Origin of the sequence: Bradyrhizobium sp. NC92, assembly GCF_025200865.1 — a bacterium.
Classification (GTDB): domain Bacteria; phylum Pseudomonadota; class Alphaproteobacteria; order Rhizobiales; family Xanthobacteraceae; genus Bradyrhizobium.
In genome coordinates this window covers 2,427,625-2,447,002 of sequence record NZ_CP104171.1, presented here as the reverse complement: position 1 = coordinate 2,447,002, position 19,378 = coordinate 2,427,625, and the positions used below count along the sequence as shown (strand labels likewise).

General features: G+C 65.0%; 17 protein-coding genes. 9 read left to right on the top strand and 8 right to left on the bottom strand.

Annotated features, from left to right (window positions below; genetic code table 11):
• Positions 1–471 precede the first annotated feature (471 nt).
• The 3 genes from N2602_RS11475 to N2602_RS11465 all read left to right on the top strand — a co-directional run bounded on the left by N2602_RS11475 (position 472) and on the right by N2602_RS11465 (position 5,399).
• The gene (locus N2602_RS11475) at positions 472–3,327 is read left to right on the top strand and encodes a patatin-like phospholipase family protein (protein WP_260382693.1); all 2,856 of its coding nucleotides are present in this window, start codon (positions 472–474) and stop codon (positions 3,325–3,327) included.
• Between the two features lie 172 nt (positions 3,328–3,499).
• Positions 3,500–5,014 carry a CYTH and CHAD domain-containing protein gene (locus N2602_RS11470; RefSeq protein WP_260382692.1) on the top strand — a complete coding sequence of 505 codons (1,515 nt, stop codon included), beginning with the start codon at positions 3,500–3,502 and terminating at the stop codon, positions 5,012–5,014.
• 16 nt (positions 5,015–5,030) lie between these two features.
• Positions 5,031–5,399 (top strand): avidin/streptavidin family protein, encoded by a 369-nt coding sequence (locus N2602_RS11465; protein ID WP_260382691.1) that lies wholly within the window; start codon positions 5,031–5,033, stop codon positions 5,397–5,399.
• Between the two features lie 308 nt (positions 5,400–5,707).
• Here the strand turns inward: N2602_RS11465 and N2602_RS11460 are convergent, their stop codons facing one another.
• The 3 genes from N2602_RS11460 to N2602_RS11450 form a co-directional block, all read right to left on the bottom strand.
• Complete coding sequence (locus N2602_RS11460; RefSeq protein ID WP_172783856.1) at positions 5,708–5,890, bottom strand: hypothetical protein; 183 nt, start codon at positions 5,888–5,890, stop codon at positions 5,708–5,710.
• Between the two features lie 170 nt (positions 5,891–6,060).
• The gene (locus N2602_RS11455) at positions 6,061–6,285 is read right to left on the bottom strand and encodes a hypothetical protein (RefSeq protein ID WP_172783855.1); all 225 of its coding nucleotides are present in this window, start codon (positions 6,283–6,285) and stop codon (positions 6,061–6,063) included.
• 141 nt (positions 6,286–6,426) lie between these two features.
• The gene (locus N2602_RS11450) at positions 6,427–7,857 is read right to left on the bottom strand and encodes a TAXI family TRAP transporter solute-binding subunit (RefSeq protein ID WP_260382690.1); all 1,431 of its coding nucleotides are present in this window, start codon (positions 7,855–7,857) and stop codon (positions 6,427–6,429) included.
• 236 nt (positions 7,858–8,093) lie between these two features.
• On the opposite strand from N2602_RS11450, the gene N2602_RS11445 reads away from it, so the two are divergent.
• From N2602_RS11445 to N2602_RS11430, 4 genes are all read left to right on the top strand, one after another.
• Entirely contained in the window at positions 8,094–9,335 is a 1,242-nt protein-coding gene (locus tag N2602_RS11445) for an MFS transporter (protein WP_260382689.1), read from the top strand.
• Between the two features lie 68 nt (positions 9,336–9,403).
• On the top strand, positions 9,404–10,597 hold the full coding sequence (locus N2602_RS11440) for a M20/M25/M40 family metallo-hydrolase (protein ID WP_260382688.1): 1,194 nt from the start codon (positions 9,404–9,406) through the stop codon (positions 10,595–10,597).
• A gap of 149 nt (positions 10,598–10,746) precedes the next feature.
• Positions 10,747–11,832 (top strand): mandelate racemase/muconate lactonizing enzyme family protein, encoded by a 1,086-nt coding sequence (locus tag N2602_RS11435; protein ID WP_172783851.1) that lies wholly within the window; start codon positions 10,747–10,749, stop codon positions 11,830–11,832.
• A 243-nt stretch (positions 11,833–12,075) separates the two neighbouring features.
• The gene (locus N2602_RS11430; RefSeq protein ID WP_260382687.1) at positions 12,076–13,224 is read left to right on the top strand and encodes an amidohydrolase; all 1,149 of its coding nucleotides are present in this window, start codon (positions 12,076–12,078) and stop codon (positions 13,222–13,224) included.
• A gap of 1 nt (position 13,225) precedes the next feature.
• Here the strand turns inward: N2602_RS11430 and N2602_RS11425 are convergent, their stop codons facing one another.
• Positions 13,226–13,441, bottom strand: a complete 216-nt coding sequence (locus tag N2602_RS11425) for a hypothetical protein (RefSeq protein ID WP_212254704.1) — start codon at positions 13,439–13,441, stop codon at positions 13,226–13,228.
• Between the two features lie 90 nt (positions 13,442–13,531).
• Between N2602_RS11425 and N2602_RS11420 the strand changes: the two genes are divergently transcribed.
• Positions 13,532–14,254: a DUF72 domain-containing protein gene (locus tag N2602_RS11420; protein ID WP_212254703.1), complete on the top strand. Its 723-nt coding sequence runs from the start codon at positions 13,532–13,534 to the stop codon at positions 14,252–14,254.
• Positions 14,255–14,256: 2 nt separating this feature from the next.
• Here the strand turns inward: N2602_RS11420 and N2602_RS11415 are convergent, their stop codons facing one another.
• Positions 14,257–15,444, bottom strand: coding sequence for a CaiB/BaiF CoA-transferase family protein (locus tag N2602_RS11415; RefSeq protein ID WP_260382686.1), 1,188 nt, complete (start codon positions 15,442–15,444; stop codon positions 14,257–14,259).
• 165 nt (positions 15,445–15,609) lie between these two features.
• On the opposite strand from N2602_RS11415, the gene N2602_RS11410 reads away from it, so the two are divergent.
• A complete protein-coding gene (locus N2602_RS11410; RefSeq protein ID WP_172783846.1) occupies positions 15,610–16,497 on the top strand; it encodes a VOC family protein in 888 nt (295 codons plus the stop codon).
• A gap of 80 nt (positions 16,498–16,577) precedes the next feature.
• Here the strand turns inward: N2602_RS11410 and N2602_RS11405 are convergent, their stop codons facing one another.
• The 3 genes from N2602_RS11405 to N2602_RS11395 are packed head-to-tail and all read right to left on the bottom strand — an operon-like array spanning position 16,578 to position 19,376.
• On the bottom strand, positions 16,578–17,627 hold the full coding sequence (locus tag N2602_RS11405) for a LacI family DNA-binding transcriptional regulator (RefSeq protein ID WP_172783845.1): 1,050 nt from the start codon (positions 17,625–17,627) through the stop codon (positions 16,578–16,580).
• On the bottom strand, positions 17,624–18,268 hold the full coding sequence (locus N2602_RS11400) for a ThuA domain-containing protein (RefSeq protein ID WP_172783844.1): 645 nt from the start codon (positions 18,266–18,268) through the stop codon (positions 17,624–17,626). Before N2602_RS11400 ends, N2602_RS11405 begins: the two co-directional genes overlap by 4 nt.
• A 10-nt stretch (positions 18,269–18,278) precedes the next feature.
• Positions 18,279–19,376 (bottom strand): Gfo/Idh/MocA family protein, encoded by a 1,098-nt coding sequence (locus N2602_RS11395; protein ID WP_260382685.1) that lies wholly within the window; start codon positions 19,374–19,376, stop codon positions 18,279–18,281.
• Positions 19,377–19,378 lie beyond the last annotated feature (2 nt).

The following is a 19,378-nucleotide window of genomic DNA, read 5'->3' as shown; positions in this document are numbered from 1 at the left end:
GAAGCACGGCCTGTTCACGCGAGCGGCCAAAGCCGAGTCGGGACAGCAGCGACTGCTGCTCGAAGAGGCGCAAAGACTGCTGGAGGAGCTGAAGTGATGCCGCTGTCACGAGCGGGGCCGGCTGCCGTCCTCCGGTCCTGACGCGCGTGCTGACGGCCTCACCCCTTAACAATTTACGCGTGTTTGTGAATTACTTCACACGCCCGTTATTCCCGTTATCGCTAGCTTGGACCGATATCGGAAAAACAGCGGGAGGGTGTCATGGGCGCATTGAATCTTGCGCAGGTCCTCTGGGAGGAACGACGGGCGCTCCGCGGAGATCCTCTGGAATTCCCGCCAAAGACCGAGAACGATGCGGCAGCCAGCGCCCCGCCAGTCCCGGCACCGCCAGCGTCTGAGCCCTCTTCAATACTACCCTTCGACCTAACGATTACAAATCGGCTCGCCTCCTCCGAAATCCCGCCAGGGCCATTGCCACAGACCGAGCAGGTCCCCGATCAGCTCCTAGAAGTCTATCGGACCTTCAACGCAGACGAGCGATGGGCGCTGTGCCTGTCCGGTGGCGGAATCCGCAGCGCGGCGTTTGCGCTCGGTATCGTGCAAAGGATTGCCGCGCTGGAGGTCACGTCGAAACGCAAGAACGAGAAGGCCGGCTCGGCCCTGAAGCAGTTCGAGTATCTGTCGACAGTATCGGGAGGCGGTTATATCGGCAGTTGGCTGTCGGCCTGGCTGTATCAGGAGCGCCAGCGCGAGAAGGGGCGCCAGGCTCTGATTGTCCCCCCACTCTGCGGAACGGCCGGTCCAAGCGTCCCGCCGGATAAGGTGGTTCCAGCACTCACCATGCGCGAGAGCCGCGGTCCGCTCGGAGACCACGAGGAAGCCGAGCCGATTTCCAACCTTCGGCGCAACTCGCACTTCCTCTCTCCAAGCTTCTCGTCGCTTTCTCCCGACCTGTGGAGCGATGTCGCCAGCGTCCTGCGCAATCTGTTCCTGAACTGGATCCTGCTCGTCCCTCCGATGATCCTTGCGGTGCTCGTCACCAAGGCGCTCTACTTTGCGCTTATCGACGCCCACAGCATCACGGAAAGGTCGATATGGTTTCTGGTCGTGATGGCCATACCAACGCTGTGCTTGTTGGTTTCCCTGTCCTTCTCCGTCGCAAACCGCCCGGCGCGCGGCTGGATCAACGTCTCGCAGCCCCGCTTTCTCCTGTGCGATCTCGCTCCCTTCCTTGTCGGAGCCGCACTGCTGGTGCTCGTGCTGCAGAGCCCGTATGGTTTGAAGACGCTCACGGATGTGCTTCGCGTCAGCGGCTTCGAATTTATCGAGAAATTCAACGACCAGCATCCGGCCGCGGGGGTGCTGATCCGCGGAACGATCCTTGGCATGATCTTTTTCCTGGCGTCCTGGGCGCTGGCGCCCCTGTGGACGATCATCTTCGGGAGATCGTCCCGGCCGCCGCCCGAGTCGCGCCCCAAGCATCCGTGGATGGAGCTGATCGCCTGGGCTGTCGCCGGCGCGGCTTTCGGTCTGCTGAGCGCCGTGGGACTGATTTTGCTCTGGAGCATCAACCCCTCCGACTCCGCCGCCACGGCGGCGGGTTTTGCCTGCGTATTCGGGCTGCCCTGGATCGTGCTGGCGCGCATCGTCGCCGACGTGACCTATATTTCGTTTGCCGAGTTCCTGTCCGAAGTGGATGTCGGGCTGGAATTTCAGGCGCGGTCGAGCGGGCTCTTCACGCTGGCCTATCTCGGCTGGCTCGTGTGGTTCGGGCTCGTGCTCGGCGCGCCACCGGCTGCAAGATGGATCGAGACCCAGATTGGCAGTGCAACCGTGCCCTCGCTCGCAGCCGGAGGAGGTCTTTCCGGCCTGCTCTCCATCCTCCTCGGAGCGAGCTCGAAGACCAAGACCGCGGCCGAGCAGATTTCAGGCTTGCGCCAATATCTCGGACTCAACACGATCGCGGCCGTCGCCGCGGCGATCTTCGCGGCAGTCCTGGTCGCTCTGCTGTCCATCGGCTGGGACGCAGCTTTCAGATCGCTTGCCTCCGGCGCAGACGGTCACATGCCCTGGACCATGGTGTTCCTGGCGGGCATGTTGCTCGGCGCGCTGATCTACGCGGCCGCACATGTCCTCAGCATCAACCGATACTCACTCCACGGCCTCTACCGGAATCGGCTGGTTCGCGCCTTTCTGGGCGCGTCGCGCAACGAGAAGGAGCGTGACAAGACGAAGAACGCCTTTACGGATTTCGACGGCCGGGACAGCCCGCTCCTGCACGAGCTTTGGGAGCATGGCGTCGCGCCGACAGGGGCCAAATGGAAGCCGTTCCACGTCATCAGCGGGGCGCTCAACCTGGTGTCATCCAAGAACCTGGCATGGCAGGAACGGATGGCCGCGCCCTTCACGTTCTCGCCGCTCCATTGCGGCAGCGGCAGCGCGGTCTTTTCGGACGGTGCATACCGAACGACCTACGCCACGGCCCACCAGCCGCAGCCTTACGGTGGAAAGCTGACGCTCGGGACCGCGATGGCGATTTCCGGCGCGGCCGTGAGCCCGAGCATGGGTTACAACTCCTCGCCGGGCGTCGCCTTCCTGATGGCGCTGTTCAATGTGCGGCTCGGCTGGTGGCTCGCCAATCCGCGCGGCGACAATCCCTACTATTCGGAGGTCAAGCCAACGAACGCGCTCCGACCGTTCTTCATGGAGATGTTCGGACTGACCAGCGAGACCGAGCGCTGGGTCTACCTCACCGACGGCGGGCACTTCGAAAATCTAGGCCTCTACGAGATGGTCCGCCGGCGCTGCCGCGTGATCGTGGTCAGCGACGCCGGCTGCGACCCCGATTATTCCTTCGAGGACCTCGGCAATGCGCTGCGCAAGATCTGGATCGATCTCGGAGTACGCATCGACCTGGACGGGCTTGACCTCCTCAAGAAGCGCTTCAAGGAACGTCCAACCCCCGCCGAGCAAGCGCCCTACTGGGCGATCGGCGACATTCTCTATCGTGAGGCCGATGGCGGCGACTCGCAGAACGGACTGCTCCTGTATTTCAAGTCGGGCCTGCACGGCACGGAGCCCATGGGTGTGTTGAGCTATGCGATAGCCCACGCGACCTTTCCGCACGAGACCACGCTGAACCAGTTCTTCTCGGAATCGCAATTCGAGAGCTATCGAGCACTCGGCTACGAGATCGCAGAACGTGCATTCGAGTGCGGCGAAGGTCTTTCGGTCGACGCGAAGACCGGGGCGCCCCCGACATTCCTCTCGATTGTCGAGAAGCTGAAAGCATCGCCGCCTTCGCCACCGCCCCCGCCGCCGCAATGAACTGACCGGATTCATTCTAGCCTGCGCCTCAATCGATTCGCGGCAAGTTCCGTGAATTTCCATAACCGGCGGACGCGGCAATTGGCCGACGCGCATCACCATCCGAAATGCGCGTTGCACACGGAACTTCTCGCGGTGGCGCCACTTTGAATGGGCAACGGAAGCGTGCCCGATGAATGCCGAAACGGAACTCAAATTCCGCCTTGCGCCACGAAAGCTGTCATCCGTCCTGCGCGATGGCGCGTTAAACGGACAGCGCGGCGACCGGTCGGAGCAGGATCTGGTGTCGACCTATTACGACACCAGCAAGCAGAAGCTCAGGCGACATGGTCTCACGCTCCGCATCCGCAAGGTCGGCGACCGCTATGTGCAGACCGTGAAGGCCGGCGGCGCCGGAACCGTGACGCGCGGCGAATGGGAGCATGAGGTCGCAGGCGCAAGGCCCGACTTCAAGCAGATCAAGAACACGCCTCTTGCGAATCTCGCGTCCAAGAAACTTCCGCGCAAGCTGCGGGCGGTGTTTCGTACCGAGGTCCACCGCACGACTGAAGCAAGGCGGGTGCGACGGAGCCAGATCGAGCTCGCCGTCGACCGCGGCCGCATCGGCGCCGGACGGCGTTCCCGGCCGGTGGCTGAGCTCGAACTGGAATTGAAGTCCGGACAGGCCGTCGACCTGTTCCGGCTGGCGCGCAATCTCGAACGCAGAACGGGCGCGGAGCTCGATCTGCGCTCGAAAGCCGAGCGAGGCTTTGAACTCGTGACGGGAAACGGCGCGGGCGCGCAGCATGCCGAGCCGATCGAGCTGACACACGAGCTGTCGCCGCGCAATGCCTTCGGCGTGATCGCGCATTCGACGCTGCGTCAGATCACGGCGAATGCCGATCCGGTGCGGGACATGGATTCGGAAGGCGTCCACCAGATGCGCGTCGGCCTGCGACGCTTACGGGCCGCGATCTCGCTGTTCTCCGACATCCTGCCGCGCGCCAGCACGGAGCGGATCAAGACCGAGCTCAAATGGCTCACGGGCGAGCTGGCGCCGGCACGCGAGATCGACGTCTTTCTCAATGAAAGCATTCGGCCGATCGCCGATCAGGGCGTGCCGAAACGCGGCGCTCGCGCGATCGCCAAGAAGTTTTCCGCGGAGCGGAGGGCCGCCTTCGCGCGCGCCCGCCAGGCCGTCGAATCACCCCGCTACCGCCGCCTGCTGATCGACGTGCTCGAGTGGATCGAGACCGGACAGTCCCGCGCCGATGACGATCGGTCGATTGCTGCTTACGCCGCCTCGGTACTGGACCGCCGGATCAGGAAGGCGCGCAAGCAGGGCAAGCATCTGGACGATCTCGATCCGATGCAACGCCACAAGTTGCGGATCAGGATCAAGAAGATCCGTTACGCCGTCGACTTCTTCGTGAGCCTCTACAGCGATCGCGACCAGGGGCAGCTCGCAAGCCTCTCCGGCCGGCTGAAGGCGATTCAATCCGCGTTGGGATCGCTCAACGACTTCATGACGCATCGCGAGCTGGCGACGGAGACGGCGTTGTCGGCGCCGCCGGCGAACCGGCGCGCCCAGGCTTTCGCATCTGGGTTCATCGTCGGCCAGGAGCGAGAGGCGGCGCGCAGCCTGATGAAGGACGCCGCCGGGGAGCTGCATCGATTGCACCGGCTGCGCGTCGCGCCGGGCAAGTGACCGTGGGAGAACCGGAATGTCGTGGGTCGGCAGCTGGCGAAATCAGTTCGGCTCCATCCTACGCATCATCAGCGAGACGGAGGGGCGCATCGAAGGCACTTTCGAGACGGCGCTCGAAGATAGCGGCTTCTATGGACAAACGGTGCAGGTCACCGGGTTTCACAGGGGCAATTGCATCGGCTTTGTCGCCGTGGGCTCCTCTGCGACAGGCGACCGCGTGGTTTCCTACACGGGGCTGTTGCGGCATGGAAAGATGGAGACCGCCTGGTTCCTGGTCGCCGACCAGGCGTTGACTGCCGCCAGCGAGGACGAGCCTGCCAGGCTCGAGCCCTTGAACTGGTGGCGCGCCGTGACGACCAACGTCGATAGTTTCGAACGGATCTAGCGCCGCCCCCGCCTGATGGACCTTGAGCCAGAAAGCTCGGTGCCGCAGCCATGGAGCTAGAGCGGAATGGCTTTAGGTCAAATCGATTGCCGCGGGCTCGGTGCAACCTCTCCCGCTTGCGCTTGCGGGAGAGGTCGCGCCGAAGGCGCGGGTGAGGGCTTTCTCCTCTTGGGGGCTATCCCACTGCGGAAACACCCTCTCCTCAGCCCTCTCCGCATCCGCCTTCGCCAAGGCTTCGGCGGACAAGAGCGGGAGAGGGAGAGGGAGTGCACTTACGTTGTAGCAATCAAACCTGATCTCATCACGCTCTAAGGCCGTTTGATCGCCGGATCCACAGGGACGATCTGCAGCCCAGCTGCGTTCAGCGCTTCAGTGATCTGCTTCGCCAGCAGCTTGGCTTCTTCAGTTCCGATTTGAGCGTCGGGAAGGTCCTTGAAGACCGCGCAGACCGTAGTCGCTATGATGGTATTGACCTGGTGCGGATCAACCATTTTGGTGCACGCGAGATTGCTTCACCGGATCGGTGGTGCGTCGGGCTGCAGGACCGTCGCGCTCATCGCAAGCCAAAGAACGAAAGAATGGCCGCGATCACAACGACGAGCCCTATGAGGTAGATCAGACCGTTCATCGCAATTCTCCTTTTCGACGTGATGGCTCGGATTCATTCGAGGGTCGTCGTCGCGTCCCTGGCATTACACTGCTGAGCGGCCAGTTTCTCGAGCTCCACTTCCTTCTCGATGGCCGTCAGAGAATTGCCGATCTTGTCGACGATCCTGACCAGATCGGCATTGGTGATGCGAAGGCGCCTGCGTACCGACTTGACCTGACCGGCGTTCGCAAGATCGAGCGTTGTGCGAATGGGCCGCGGTGGTCTCGAGGACAGCATGATCAGGTCTCCTTACCGAGGTAAGAGAGACGATGTCTTTTTTGTTCCTATATCCGCCGACGGAAGCGCTCGATGACGAAGACGAGTATGCCGAGGCAATTACTGCAACCGTCGCGCGCAGTACGGAGGCGCCACGACGCTTTATCCCCGCGGCGTAACGCCGTGGCTCCCTACCGCGCCCCGAACCGTTTCGAGGGTGGTACGTTGCAGTGCGGTTCGCCTCTCGGCAATGGCATTGCTCAAGAGGTCGAGCACCAGTCCGAATGCCGCGAGCTCCTCTTGCTCGATCGCGCCGTCATCATAGCATTCGAGCGTCTCGGCGATGATAATATCGGCCTCGCGCTGCAATGCCACAAGCTCCTGATTGGATTCCGCGGTCCTCGCGCTGGAAACCATGGCCAGGATTCTGTTGCGATGGCTGGTATTGTCGTCCCTTTCGTCGCGGTTCAAATAGCGCCGCAACCAAGCGGCAGCGGAGCCGATTCCAGAGAGAAGCAGGAGCCCGAACCAGAAAAAGTCGCCATACCGGTCGAGAAACGTGCGTTCGTTGCCGTCGATGACGGCCGCCGCGCCCCGGTGGACCTGCAGCTCGGCCTCCTTCTCGAGGTCGGGCTTGGTGATGTGTGCAGCGCCAGGGACCTGCCTCGCGATCGCCTGGCGAACGGCAAAGAGCTGACGGAAAAACGCGGTGACCGTCGCTTCGGGCAGGCTCTTTCTCGCCACGATCAGATGGCTGACGCTGAGAGTTTCAACCTTGTCACCTGGCCAAGCCGGATCCGCATTGAAGATGCTGGGTGGAATCTCCTCCGATTCATACCGGGGATGCTTGATGGCGATCGCTTCCGATGCCTCGATGGCGAGAAACTTCGGCTCGCCGCGCGCCCGCGCCGTTGCGGCAACGGCATCGGAGGTGATCTTGCTGTCGAGGGGCCCGACCGCCATGAAGGCATCGAGGGTGAGATCGCGCGCGAGCTCATCGATCTGGTCAGTGCCGAACTGCGCCACGGCGACCTTGTCGGGCTGCACTCCGGCGGCGCTCAGGATGACGCGCAGCAGCGCGGGATTCACCGGCGTCCGCCCGATCACCCCGACACGGCGCCCTGAGAGATCGGCGACCTCCTTGATCTTCGGCGACGGCTTTCTTTTCGAACTCTTGCCCGCAAGCCCGGAAGGTGCCCAGAGCACGACGAAGTTCTTGCGTACGACAGCGACGGTCTGCGCCTCGGCCGGCATGTCCAGGTCGCCACGGCCGACGGCAAGATCGGCCTTGCCAGACCCAAGCAGGGCGAGAGCTTCCATCGCTCCGTCGGCCTTGATCGGACGCAGCCTGACAGTTCGGCTTTCGCTGCCGAACGCATCGGCCATCGCCTGAATGACCTTGTAATCGTCGCTGCCAGGCGGCCCGACGGCGATCCGGAGAATCTCCGGCCGCAACGCGTAATAGAGTGCACCCGCTGCGACGCCGAAGACGAGAAATCCAACGGCGAGAAGCAACAGTAGAAAATTGCTCCTTCGCCGCTCCCGGCGGGCCGCGTCACTGGTCGTCTGACTTGTACTCTCGGACGAGGACATTGCCGCTGCCACCGCATGTCATGGCGCTTCCTGGTCTGCAGGATACCACGTTTTGCCGGCATAACGTCTTGGCGCTCGTTCTGGTTCACGACCGCCGCGACATGGATGAGCCTGCCAAGCGACTGGTCGCGAGCGGAGAAGCCACATTCCGGCATGAGGGGGTCGCACTGCCGCCATTGGCGCCCGGCCCCGCGATCATGTAACCCCACCCAAAACCTTCTCGGGACGGGACGCTCATGACCACGGCCGCCAACGACGCGGGCACAGCCACCCGCGCGCTGATCTTCGCGCTGGTCGCGCTCGCCTGCGGCCACATGCTGTCGACCCTGCTGCGCACCATTCCGGCGGTGAGCCTCGACCTGATGGCGGCGGATTTCCACATTGAGCCGCAGGCGCTGGCGAGCCTCACGTCGGTCTATCACTTCGCCTTTGCGGCTTCGCAGATCCCGGTCGGCGCGGCGATGGACCGATTTGGCGTGCGGCCGGTGTCGCTCGGTCTGCTGGCGGGAACCGTGTTCGGCGCGGTGGCCTCGGGATTTGCGACGGGGCCTGAGAGCTTCGCCGTCGGGCAGCTGCTGCTCGGCGTCGCCACCTCGGGCATGCTGATGTGCCCGATGACGCTCGCCGCCAAGCAATTGTCGGCGGCGCGGTTCGGATTGTGGTCCGGCGCCATCCTCTCGATCGGCAATATCGGCATGCTGCTGTCGGCGAGCCCGCTCGCTTTCGTGATCGACAGTTACGGCTGGCGCGCCGGTTTCTGGCTCTCCGCGATCGGCGGCATCGTCGTCGCGCTCGCGGTGTTCGTGCTGGTGCCGCACCAGCCGGCCGAGCACAAGGACGATTCCTCGCCGCTGTCGCAGATGATCGATGTGGTCAGGCTCGGCCTGTCGCGGCCGCTGCGCGGCGTGATCGCGCTGGCGATGGTGTCGCTGGCGAGCTCGCTGGTGCTGCGCGGCCTGTGGGGCGGGCCCTGGCTGATGGAGATCAAGGGACTGACGCGGGTCGAGGCCGGCAACCAGCTCGGCGCCTTCACGCTGGCGATGATCGCAGGCCCGCTGCTGGTCGGCATGATCGACCGCAGGCTCGGCCGCCGCCGCGAGCTGGTCGCCGGCACGCATGCGATCGCGGCGCTGCTGCTCGCGCTGATGGCGCTCGGAGCCCCGCACTTTGCCGTTGCATGGCTGTTCGGCGTGAACGTCATGCCGCCGTCCTACGACCTGGCATTGTTCGTGCTCATCGGGCTCTTCACCTCGGCGCAGCCGCTGCTGTTCGGCATGTCCAGGCAGCTCGTCGACGCGCAGGTCGCAGGGAAAGCACTTGCGGCCGTCAATCTCGCCTTCTTTCTCGGCACCGCGCTGATGCAGTCCGTCACCGGCGCGGTGGCCGCGCTCGCGGGGCTGCCGGCGGTGCTGCTGTTCATGGCGGCGGCGCTGGCGCTCGGCGTGCTGATCTTTTTGATCTACACGCAGCGCGTCTGAGCCCCTTGCGAAATGCGAAAGCGCAGGGGATGCTGCGCCGCCATCCGCATCAAGGGGAATTCGAGTCCATGCCTGTCGACACCAAAGCCGCCACCGATCGTCTCATGCGCTTCCTCACTGTAGAGGGCGTCACCGGACAGGAGGCGGCGATCGGGCGGGAGCTCACGGCTGCGCTGAAGGAGGCCGGCGTGCCGGCGAAGGCGATCCGGCTCGACGACGCCAACACGCGCATTCCTGTGCCGACCGAGACCGGCAACCTGATCGTCGACCTGCCCGGCCGCGGCGCGCTGCACAACCAGCCGCGGATCATGTTCATGACCCACATGGACACCGTGCCGCTGTGCGCCGGCGCCAAGCCGAAGAAATCCGGGCGCAAGATCGTCAACGACGCCAGGACCGCGCTCGGCGGCGACAATCGCTGCGGCTGCGGCGTGCTGGTGACGCTGGCGGCCGAGCTCGCCAAGCAGAAGCTCGATCATCCGCCGATCACGCTTCTGTTCTGCGTGCGCGAGGAGAGCGGGCTCTATGGCGCGCGCCACGTCAAGCTCGACGAGCTCGGCAAGCCGGTGATGGCGTTCAACTATGACGGCGGCTCGGCCTCCAACGTCGTGATCGGGGCCGTCGGCGCCGACCGCTGGACCGTCGAGATCTTCGGCCGCGCCTCGCATGCGGGCGTCGCGCCCGAGCGCGGCATCTCCTCGACCATGATCATGGCCCTCGCGCTGGCCGAGGTGAAGGCCGGCGGCTGGTTCGGCAAGGTGGTGAAGGGCAAGCAGCAAGGCACCAGCAATGTCGGCCCCGTCACCGGCGGCGAAGGCCGCCCGGCGGGCGATGCCACCAACGTCGTCACCGACTACGTCCATGTGCGCGGCGAGAGCCGCAGCCATGACGGAAAGTTCTTCAAGGAGATCACCAAGGCCTACAAGGCCGCGTTCGAGAAGGCGGCCAAGAAGGTGACGAACGCGCAAGGCAAGTCCGGCAAGGTCAAGTTCAAGGCCGAGACCGACTATTATCCGTTCCGCATGAAGGAGAACCTCCCCGTCGTCAAACGCGCGATCGAGGCGGTGTCTGCGGTCGGCGGCACCCCGAACGTGCGCGCGGCCAATGGCGGCCTCGACGCCAACTGGATGGTCCGCCACGGCGTTCCGACCGTGACCTTCGGCGCCGGCCAGAACGAGGCGCACACGGTCGACGAATGGATCAATCTCGACGAATACGACCGCGCCTGCGCGCTGGCGGTGCAACTCGCGACGATGCGGTGAGTTTGGTTTGTAGGGTGGGTTAGCGTCAGCGTAACCCACCGTCGTATGCATCCACGGCAACAGAAGTGGTGGGTTACGCCAGCGTTTGCGCTTCGCGCAACCGCTAGCTAACCCACCCTACGAAGCAAAAGAAAAAACAGGGAGGCCACATGCCGCGCATCGCAAACATCGAGACCGGGTTCTACCGGATCCCCCTCCCCGTCGCGCTGTCGGACTCCACGCATGGCGACATGACGGCATTCGAGCTCATCACCTGCCGGGTCCGCGATGCCGATGGCGCCGAGGGCGTCGGCTACACCTACACGGTCGGGCGCAATGGCGGGGCTGTGGCCGACATTCTCAAGCGCGAGATCCCGCCGCTGATCGAAGGGCGCGAGGCCGACGGCACCGAAGCGATCTGGCATCATGTCTGGTGGGGGCTGCATTATGGCGGCCGCGGCGGGCCGGCGGTGCTGGCGCTGTCGGCACTCGACATCGCGCTGTGGGATTTGAAGGCGCGGCGCGCCAAGCTGCCGCTGTACCGCCTGCTCGGCGGCTTCGATGCGCACGTGCCGTGCTATGCCGGCGGCATCGACCTCGATCTCTCCGTCGATGCGCTGCTCAAGCAGACCGACGGCAATCTCGCCAAGGGCTTTCGCGCCATCAAGATGAAGGTCGGCCGGCCCGACCTCAAGTCCGATGTCGCGCGCGTCTCGGCGATGCGACAGCATCTCGGCGACGGCTTTCCGCTGATGGCGGACGCCAACATGAAATGGACGGTCGAGGAAGCCATCCGCGCCGCGCGCGCCTTCGTGCCCTATGACCTGACCTGGCTTGAAGAGCCGATCATTCCCGACGACGTCGCCGGCCATTTGCGCATCATGCAGGCCGGCGGCGTGCCGATCGCGGCGGGCGAGAATCTGCGCTCGCTGTGGGAGTTCAAGAACTACATCGCATCCGGCGCGGTGTCCTATCCGGAGCCCGACGTGACCAATTGCGGCGGCGTCAGCGCGTTCATGAAGATCGCGCGGCTGGCGGAGGCGTTCAACCTGCCCGTCACCAGTCATGGCGCGCACGACGTCACCGTGCACCTGCTCGCGGCCTGCCCGAACCGATCCTATCTGGAGGCGCACGGATTCGGGCTCGACAAGTACATCGAGCATGCGCTGGTGCTGAAGGACGGGCTGGCGCTGGCGCCCGACCGGCCGGGGCATGGGATCGGGTTCGATTGGAAGGGGCTGGCGAAGCTGGCGTAACACCCATGCTCGTCATTCCGGGGCGCGACGAAGTCGCGAGCTATGGTGCGCAATTGCGCACCTGAGAATCCATTGGGCCTCGGAGCGAGCTGCACCATGGATTCCGGGTTCGCGCCAAGAGGCGCGCCCCGGAATGACGGAAAAAGCACATTGCTGCACGCGAGGCATTCCAAGGCGCGGGGTGCATGGCGGTGATAATCCATTATGGTGGCGGCAACCGACATCACTCAAGAGACACCTGCCTTGTCCCCCGAACTGCACCAGAAACTGACCGCGTGGCGCCGCCACCTGCATGCGCATCCCGAACTGTCGCTGCAGGAGAAGGAGACCGCCGCCTTCGTGCAGGACAAGCTCACCGAGCTCGGCATTCCCTTCGAGGCCAACATCGGCGGCCACGGCATCGTCGCGACCTTGACGCGCGGCCACGCGCAAAGGCGGGTCGGCCTGCGCGCCGACATGGATGCGCTGCCGATCACCGAGGACACCGCCCTGCCCTATGCTTCAAAGACATCGGGCGTGATGCATGCGTGCGGCCATGACGGCCATACCGCCTCGCTGCTGGGCGCCGCGGCCCTGCTCGCCGCCGACAGCGATTGGAGCGGCACGGTCGATTTCGTCTTCCAGCCGGCCGAGGAAGGCTTTGGCGGCTCGCGAGCGATGGTCGCGGCCGGGCTGTTCGACCGTTTTCCGATGGAGCGGATATTCGGCTTCCACAACTGGCCGGGCCTTGCCGCCGGGACCATCGCCGTGCACGACGGCGTCGTCATGGCCTCCGGCGGGCGCATCACCATCACGATCGAGGGCCACGCCGGGCACGCCGGCATGCCGCATCTGACGCGCGATCCCGTGGTGGCGGCCGGGCACCTCATCGTCGCGCTGCAATCGATCACCTCGCGCGGCGTCGATCCGCTCGACACCGCCGTGCTGTCGCTGTGCACCATCGAAGGCGGCACCGCGGCGAACCAGATCGCCGGACGCGTCACCATCCGCGGCACGCTGCGCTACCACCGCGAGGCGGTCAAGGACACCCTCCTCGACGGCATCGAGCGCACCTGCGCCGGGATCGCGACCAGCTTCGGCGTCAAAGTCACGCCCGAGATCGTCTGGGGTGTCGGCGTCGTGATCAACACGCCTGCTGAGGCCGACCTCGCGCGCATCGCCGCGGAGAAGGTGCAGGCGCCGGTGCGGCGCGATCTCGCCCCCAGCATGGCCGGCGAGGATTTTGCCCACTATCTGCAGCAGCGGCCCGGCGCCTTCGTCTGGATCGGCAACGGGCCCTTGCGCGACGGCGCGGAGCTGCACGGTCCGCGCTATGATTTCAACGACGCGATCCTCCCCGTGGCCTCGCGCTGGATGGCCGAGGTGGCCAAGGCGGCCCTGGTGTCGAACTAGCTCAGGAGATCTCGCGCGGCAGCTTCCAGTCCGGCCGCGGCGCGAATGTCTCGTCGACGCGCTCGACGTGATAGCCGTCGGGCAAAAGGTGACCGCCCTCCTCGTCGGCGACCGGGACATCGGTGACCAGGCCCTCGATCAAGGCGGCTTCCCACACCTCCTTCTCGGTCGGAAAGGGATTGCCGATCTGCTTGTTGCCTTCGAACAGCGCGTACATCGGTTCCGGTCCTTACGTTGATGCGCACGAGAAACGTATCGGCCGTACGGACGTTCCCTCCGGCAAATAGCAACGGATGGCACGTGAAACATGGCGCGCGTTCTGATCGGAACTTCGGGCTGGCACTACGCCTCCTGGCGCGGCCCGTTCTTCCCCGAGGGCGTGACGCTGAAGCAGCAGCTTCGCTACTATGCCGGGCAGTTCGACACCACGGAGCTGAACGGGGTGTTCTACCGCACGCCGACGCCGGAGGCAGTGACGGGATGGCGCGAGCAGACCGGCCGCGATTTCGTGTTCGCCTGGAAGGCGTCGAAATTCATCACGCACTGGAAGCGCCTGTCGGACCGCTCCGTCAACAGCCTCGAGCTGCTGGAGGACCGCATCACGCGGCTCGGCGGCAAGGCCGGCCCGATCCTATTCCAGCTGCCGCCGCAGTTCGAGGCGAATGCGGACCGGCTCGCCTCGTTCTTCAAGCTGCTGTCGCGAAAGCGGCGTTACAGTTTCGAATTCCGTCATCCGAGCTGGTATCAGCCGCGCATCCTGCGGATGCTGACTGAGGAGAACATCTCGCTGTGCCTGTCCGATCATCACGATGCACCGGCGCCGTGGAAGCGCACGGCGGATTTCGTCTATGTGCGCGGACACGGGCCAAGCGGGCGTTATCACGGGCACTATACGAAGGCCACGCTGGCGCAATGGGCCAAGCGCATCACGTCGTGGAAGCGGCAGGGCTGCGACGTCTACGTCTATTTCGACAACGACCAGAAGAGCGCAGCACCGGCCGATGCCAAGGCGCTGAAGCTGCTGCTGTGATGCTAGATTATGCCGCCTTGTCGAAGCGCCGCGATCTGGTCCGCATCATAGCCGAGTTCGGCGAGGACGCGATCGGTGTGCTCGCCGAGCGTCGGCGGGCGGCTTGCGATCTTGCCGGGCGTTTCCGACAGCCGCACCGCGGCGCGGGCGACCGGCGCCTGCTTCGGCAGGCCGGGATAGTCGACGTCCTGCATGAAGCCGGCGGCGCGGATATGCGGATGATCCAGCGCCTGCTGCGGTGAGAGCACGGGGCCGGTCGGGATCATCGCCTGGCCCAGCGTGTCGACCGCCTCCTGTGTGGTGCGCTCGGCGCACCAGCGCGCCATCCGCTCGCTGATGATGCGGCCGTTGTTGCCGCGGCTGATGTCGTCGGCAAAGCGCGGGTCGTTCAGCCACACCTCCTCCTCGCCCATCAGCCGCGCCCAGCGCTTGAACAGCGGATGGCCGGTGACCTGGCACAGCACCCAGCCGTCCCTCGTGCGGTAGATGTCGGCGGGCGCTGCGGTCTGGCCGAGATTGCCGGTCGGCACGCGGTTGACGTTGATGACGGCCTGCTCGATCAGCGTGGCATTGGTGAAGGACAGCGCGGTTGCGAGCAGCGCGCCCTCGACGATCTGGCCGCGCCCGGATTTGCCGCGCTCGATCAGCGCGGCGAGCGTGCCGAAGGCGCAGTGCAGCGCGGTGCCGAAATCGACCCAGTTCACCGCGGCCCGATACGGCGGATCGCCCGCGCCCGTCATGTACACCGAGCCCGACATCACCTGGCCGACGCCGTCGAAGCCGACCCGGTCGGACCACGGGCCCGGCCCGCCGAACGCGGTGGCCGTGGTCAGGATGATGTCCGGCTTGATCGCCTTCAACGAGTCGTAATCGAGCTTCATCGCGCGCAGGGTCTGCGGCGGCAGGTTGGCGACCACGACATCCGCGGTCGCGATCAGGCGGCGCATCACCTCCTGGCCTTGCGCCTTCATCGGATCGAGCGTGATGCACTTCTTGTTGCGATTGACCTGGAGGAACAGCGCGCCCTCGCCGCCTTCACCCACCGGCGCGACGAAACGATCCTCGCTGCCGTCGCGCTTCTCGATGCGGATGACCTCGGCCCCGAACTCGGCCAGCAATGTGGCGCAATAGGGCCCGGCGATATAGCGCCCGAAATCGAGCACGCGCACGCCCTCCAAGACTCCTGCCATCGGCTTCTTCCTCAGTGTTTTGCTCAGATTACAGGGACTGGGTGCCACGGCAAGGCAGCCGGTGCGCATAACGGCCAGCACGCAAGATGTGATCGGCCGGCCGTTCCGGGGAGCGGAAATTGTGCTCTAGTATGGCGCTTTCAATCCACGACGCAGAGCACACCCATGCCGCAGCAATTCGACCGATCCAAAGAAGATCTCGGCAACGCCATCCATTTCGAGCACGTCAACATCCAGGTCCCGGACCAGCGCCTCGCCACGCTGTTCTACGTCGCCGGGCTCGGGCTCACCCGCGATCCCTACCTGATGGTGTCCGATACCAACATGTGGATCAACGCCGGGCGAAGCCAGTTTCATCTGCCGAGCGGCCGGCCGCAGGTGCTGCGCGGACACGTTGGCCTCGTCATCGAAGGCCGCGAGGCGCTGCTGGCGCGGCTTGCATCGGTCGCGAAGAAACTCGAGGGCACGGCGTTCGCATTCAGGGAGCACAACGACCATGTCGAGGCAGTTTGCCCCTGGGGTAACCGCGTGCGCTGCTACGAGCCCGACGCCGCGCGGTTCGGCCGGATCGCGCTCGGCATTCCCTATGTCGAGTTCGACGTGCCCAAGGGAACGGCGGCCGGCATCTGCGCCTTCTATCCCGAGATCATGGGCATGCCCGCGAGCCTGCGGAACGGCGAGGCCGCTGTTGCCGCCGTGACGACGGGCCGCAACCAGCATCTGCTGTTCCGCGAGACCGACCGGCCGCTGGGCGACTATGACGGTCACCATGTGCAGATGTACATCACCGACTTCTCCGGTCCCTACCGCAAGCTGCTTGCGCGCAAGCTGATCTCCCGCGAGGACAATCAATACCAGTACCGGTTCTGCGACATCGTCGACCTCGACAGCGGCAAGCCGCTGTTCACGGTCGAGCACGAGGTGCGCTCAGCGACCCATCCGATGTTCATGCGGCCGATGGTCAATCGCAATCCGGCGCTCAACAACCGCAATTACGCCTTCGGCCACGACGAGTCGTCCTGGGCGATGGGGCCGGACCAGTACGAGGGATAATCCTCACGAAGCGCTTGCGCAGGTTATTGTTTGAGCATGATCTTTTCGGAAAACCGCTTCACACTTTTCCGGATCATGCCCTACGGCAGATTGTCCCGCAGGAAGATGTCGATGCGGATACGCTCCTGGTCGGGGCTGATCGGCTCGCCCGAACAATGCGCGAGCAGGACTCGCGCCGCAGACCGCGCCTCATGGCCGGCATCCTGGTTGATGACGGCGTCGAGCGTGCCGCGCACCAGGAACCGTCTGGTGTGCTCGGTCAGCTCATGTGTGATCCAGACCACCTCGCGCGCGCGGCCCGAAGCCTCGAGCGCATCGGCGATGCCGCGGTTGCCGGCGCCACAGCAATAGATGCCGCGGAGATCGGCATGGCGCGCGAGCAGCGCGGCCGTGAGGTCCCGCGTGCGGTCGCTGTCGTCGCGCCCCTCGATGACGGGGAGTGCGGACAGGTTCGCATACTCACTCGACAGGATCTGGTGGAAGCCGAACTGCCGTTCGGTGTGATCGCGCAGCGACAACGATCCCGCAATCACGGCGACGGTGCCCTCGCGCCCGGCAAGGAAGCGCCCCATCAGCGTGGCGGCGGTGCGGCCCGCGGCCGGATTGTCGATCCCGACATAGTGCACCCGGGACGAGCTCGGCGCGTCCGACACCAGGGTGACCACGGCGACCCCGCGCGCGACGAGCTCGTCGATCGCGGCGCGAACCCTGGGATGATCGAGCGCGATGACGGCGACACCCTGATAGGCCGGCGAGAGGTTCTCCAGCGCACCGGCAAGGACATCGGGGTCGAACACGTCGACATGGTGGATGTCGATGAAGCCGCGATGGCCGGCGAGCCAGCCCGCGGTGCGCGCGACCTGCTCGCTGAGATTGGTCATGAAGCTGTTGCTGCCGGTCGGCAGCACGAAAGCAAAGCGGAACGTCTGCCCGCGGGCGAGCCGCGCCGCGGCAACATCGGCGCGATAGCCGAGCTTTGCCACCGCGGCCTCGACGCGCGCGACGGTCTTGGCGCGGACACCCTCGCGCCGGTTGACGACGCGATCGACGGTGGCGAGCGAAACGCCCGCCGCGCGCGCGACGTCCTCGAGCGTGGCTCGAAGCACCGGCTGGGTCGCGCCTTCAGTCATTCGCGCGCGGCCCACAGCATGCCGCGGGTCATCAACGTCCGGATCTCCGGCACGTCGAGCTCGTAGGCGCGGTGACCCAGCGAGGAATAGAACACCCTCCCCGCGCCATAACGCTTCTTCCACACCACCGGCATCACCACGCCCTCGATCCAGGGCGCGTGCTCACCGGTGAAAGTCGTCGTTGCCAACACCTCGTTGGCGGGATCGACATGCATGTAATACTGCTCGGAACGATGCTCGAAACTCTTCAGGCCGTTCATGATGGGATCGTCGGGCTTGGTCACGTCGACCTTGTAATCGATGATGTTGCCGGGATGCGCAACCCATTGCCCGCCACACAGGAACTGGTAGTCCACAGAATCGCGGAAGGCATCGCACATGCCGCCATGATGGCCGGCGAGCCCGACCCCGCTGCGCACCGCAGCGCAAAGATTCAGCGCATCCGCCTTTTCGATCTTGGACATGGTGTAGATCGGGATGATCAACGAGAGATCATGGATTTTGGGATCGCCGAATGCCTCGGTCGTGGTTTCGATCCGGACCTCGAAACCTTCCGCCTTCAGCCAGCCGCGGATCATCGAAGCGCAGAGATCGGGATCGTGTCCCGGCCAGCCACCCCATACAATCATTGCCTTGCGCATGGTCATTCCCTCAATCGATCTGTCCGGTTTCACGTCCGGCCGGCAGCATCGCCGGCCGCTCGACGCGGCTCTCGATCTTGACGCGGCGGCCCTCGTCGGCGGATGTCTGGAACGCCTCCATCACCTCCAGCACGTGGAAGGCGAGCGCGCCGCTTGCGCGATGCGGCCTGTCGTTCAGGATCGCGCCAGCCATGTCGGCGACGCCGATCGAGCGGAACTCGCCCTCGACGTGACCGTGCGTCAGCGGCATCACCTCCCATTCGCCGCCGGTCTTTGCCACCTGCACCTCGCCGCCGAAGCGATTTGGATCGGGCACCAGCATGCTGCCTTTGTCGCCGTAGATCTCGATCGGCGCATGCCGATGTTTCGGCACGTCGAAGCTCATCGTGATCGACACCACTGCGCCGCTCTCGAATTCCAGCGTCCCGGCGACATGGGTCGCGACCTCGACCGGAATCAGCGCGCCGTTCATCGGCTGGCTGGTGACGAGGCGCTCGGTCTTCGGACGCGCGGTCGAGCCCATCACGCTGGCGACCGGACCGAGCAATTGCACGAGATCGGTGATGTAATACGGCCCCATGTCGAGCATCGATCCGCCGCCGCGCAGGTAGTAGAAGCCGGGCGCCGGATGCCAGCGCTCGTGGCCGGGACAGCCGAAGAAGGCACTGCCCGCGACGGGCGTGCCGATCGCGCCGTCGTCGATCAGCTTGCGCGCGGTCTGATGGCCGCCGCCAAGGAACGTATCGGGCGCGCAGCCGACGCGCAGGTTCTTCTGTGCGGCGAGCTCCATGACCTTGCGCGCTTCCGCGACATTGATGCCGAGCGGCTTCTCCGAATGAACGTGCTTGCCGGCGTTCAGCACCGCCAGGCTGACGTCGGTGTGGGCGAGCGGCACCGTGAGATTGACGACGATTTCGATATCGTCGCGCTTCAACAATTGGTCGACCCGCATTCCCGGCAAGCCGAATGCCGCGCCCTGGCGCTCGGCAACCTCGCTGCGCATGTCGGCGAGCGCCCTGAACTCCATGACCGGAAAGCGCTGGGCCGCCTTGAGGTAGGCGGTGCTGATCACCCCGCAGCCTATGATTCCGACGCCGACTTTTCTCATTA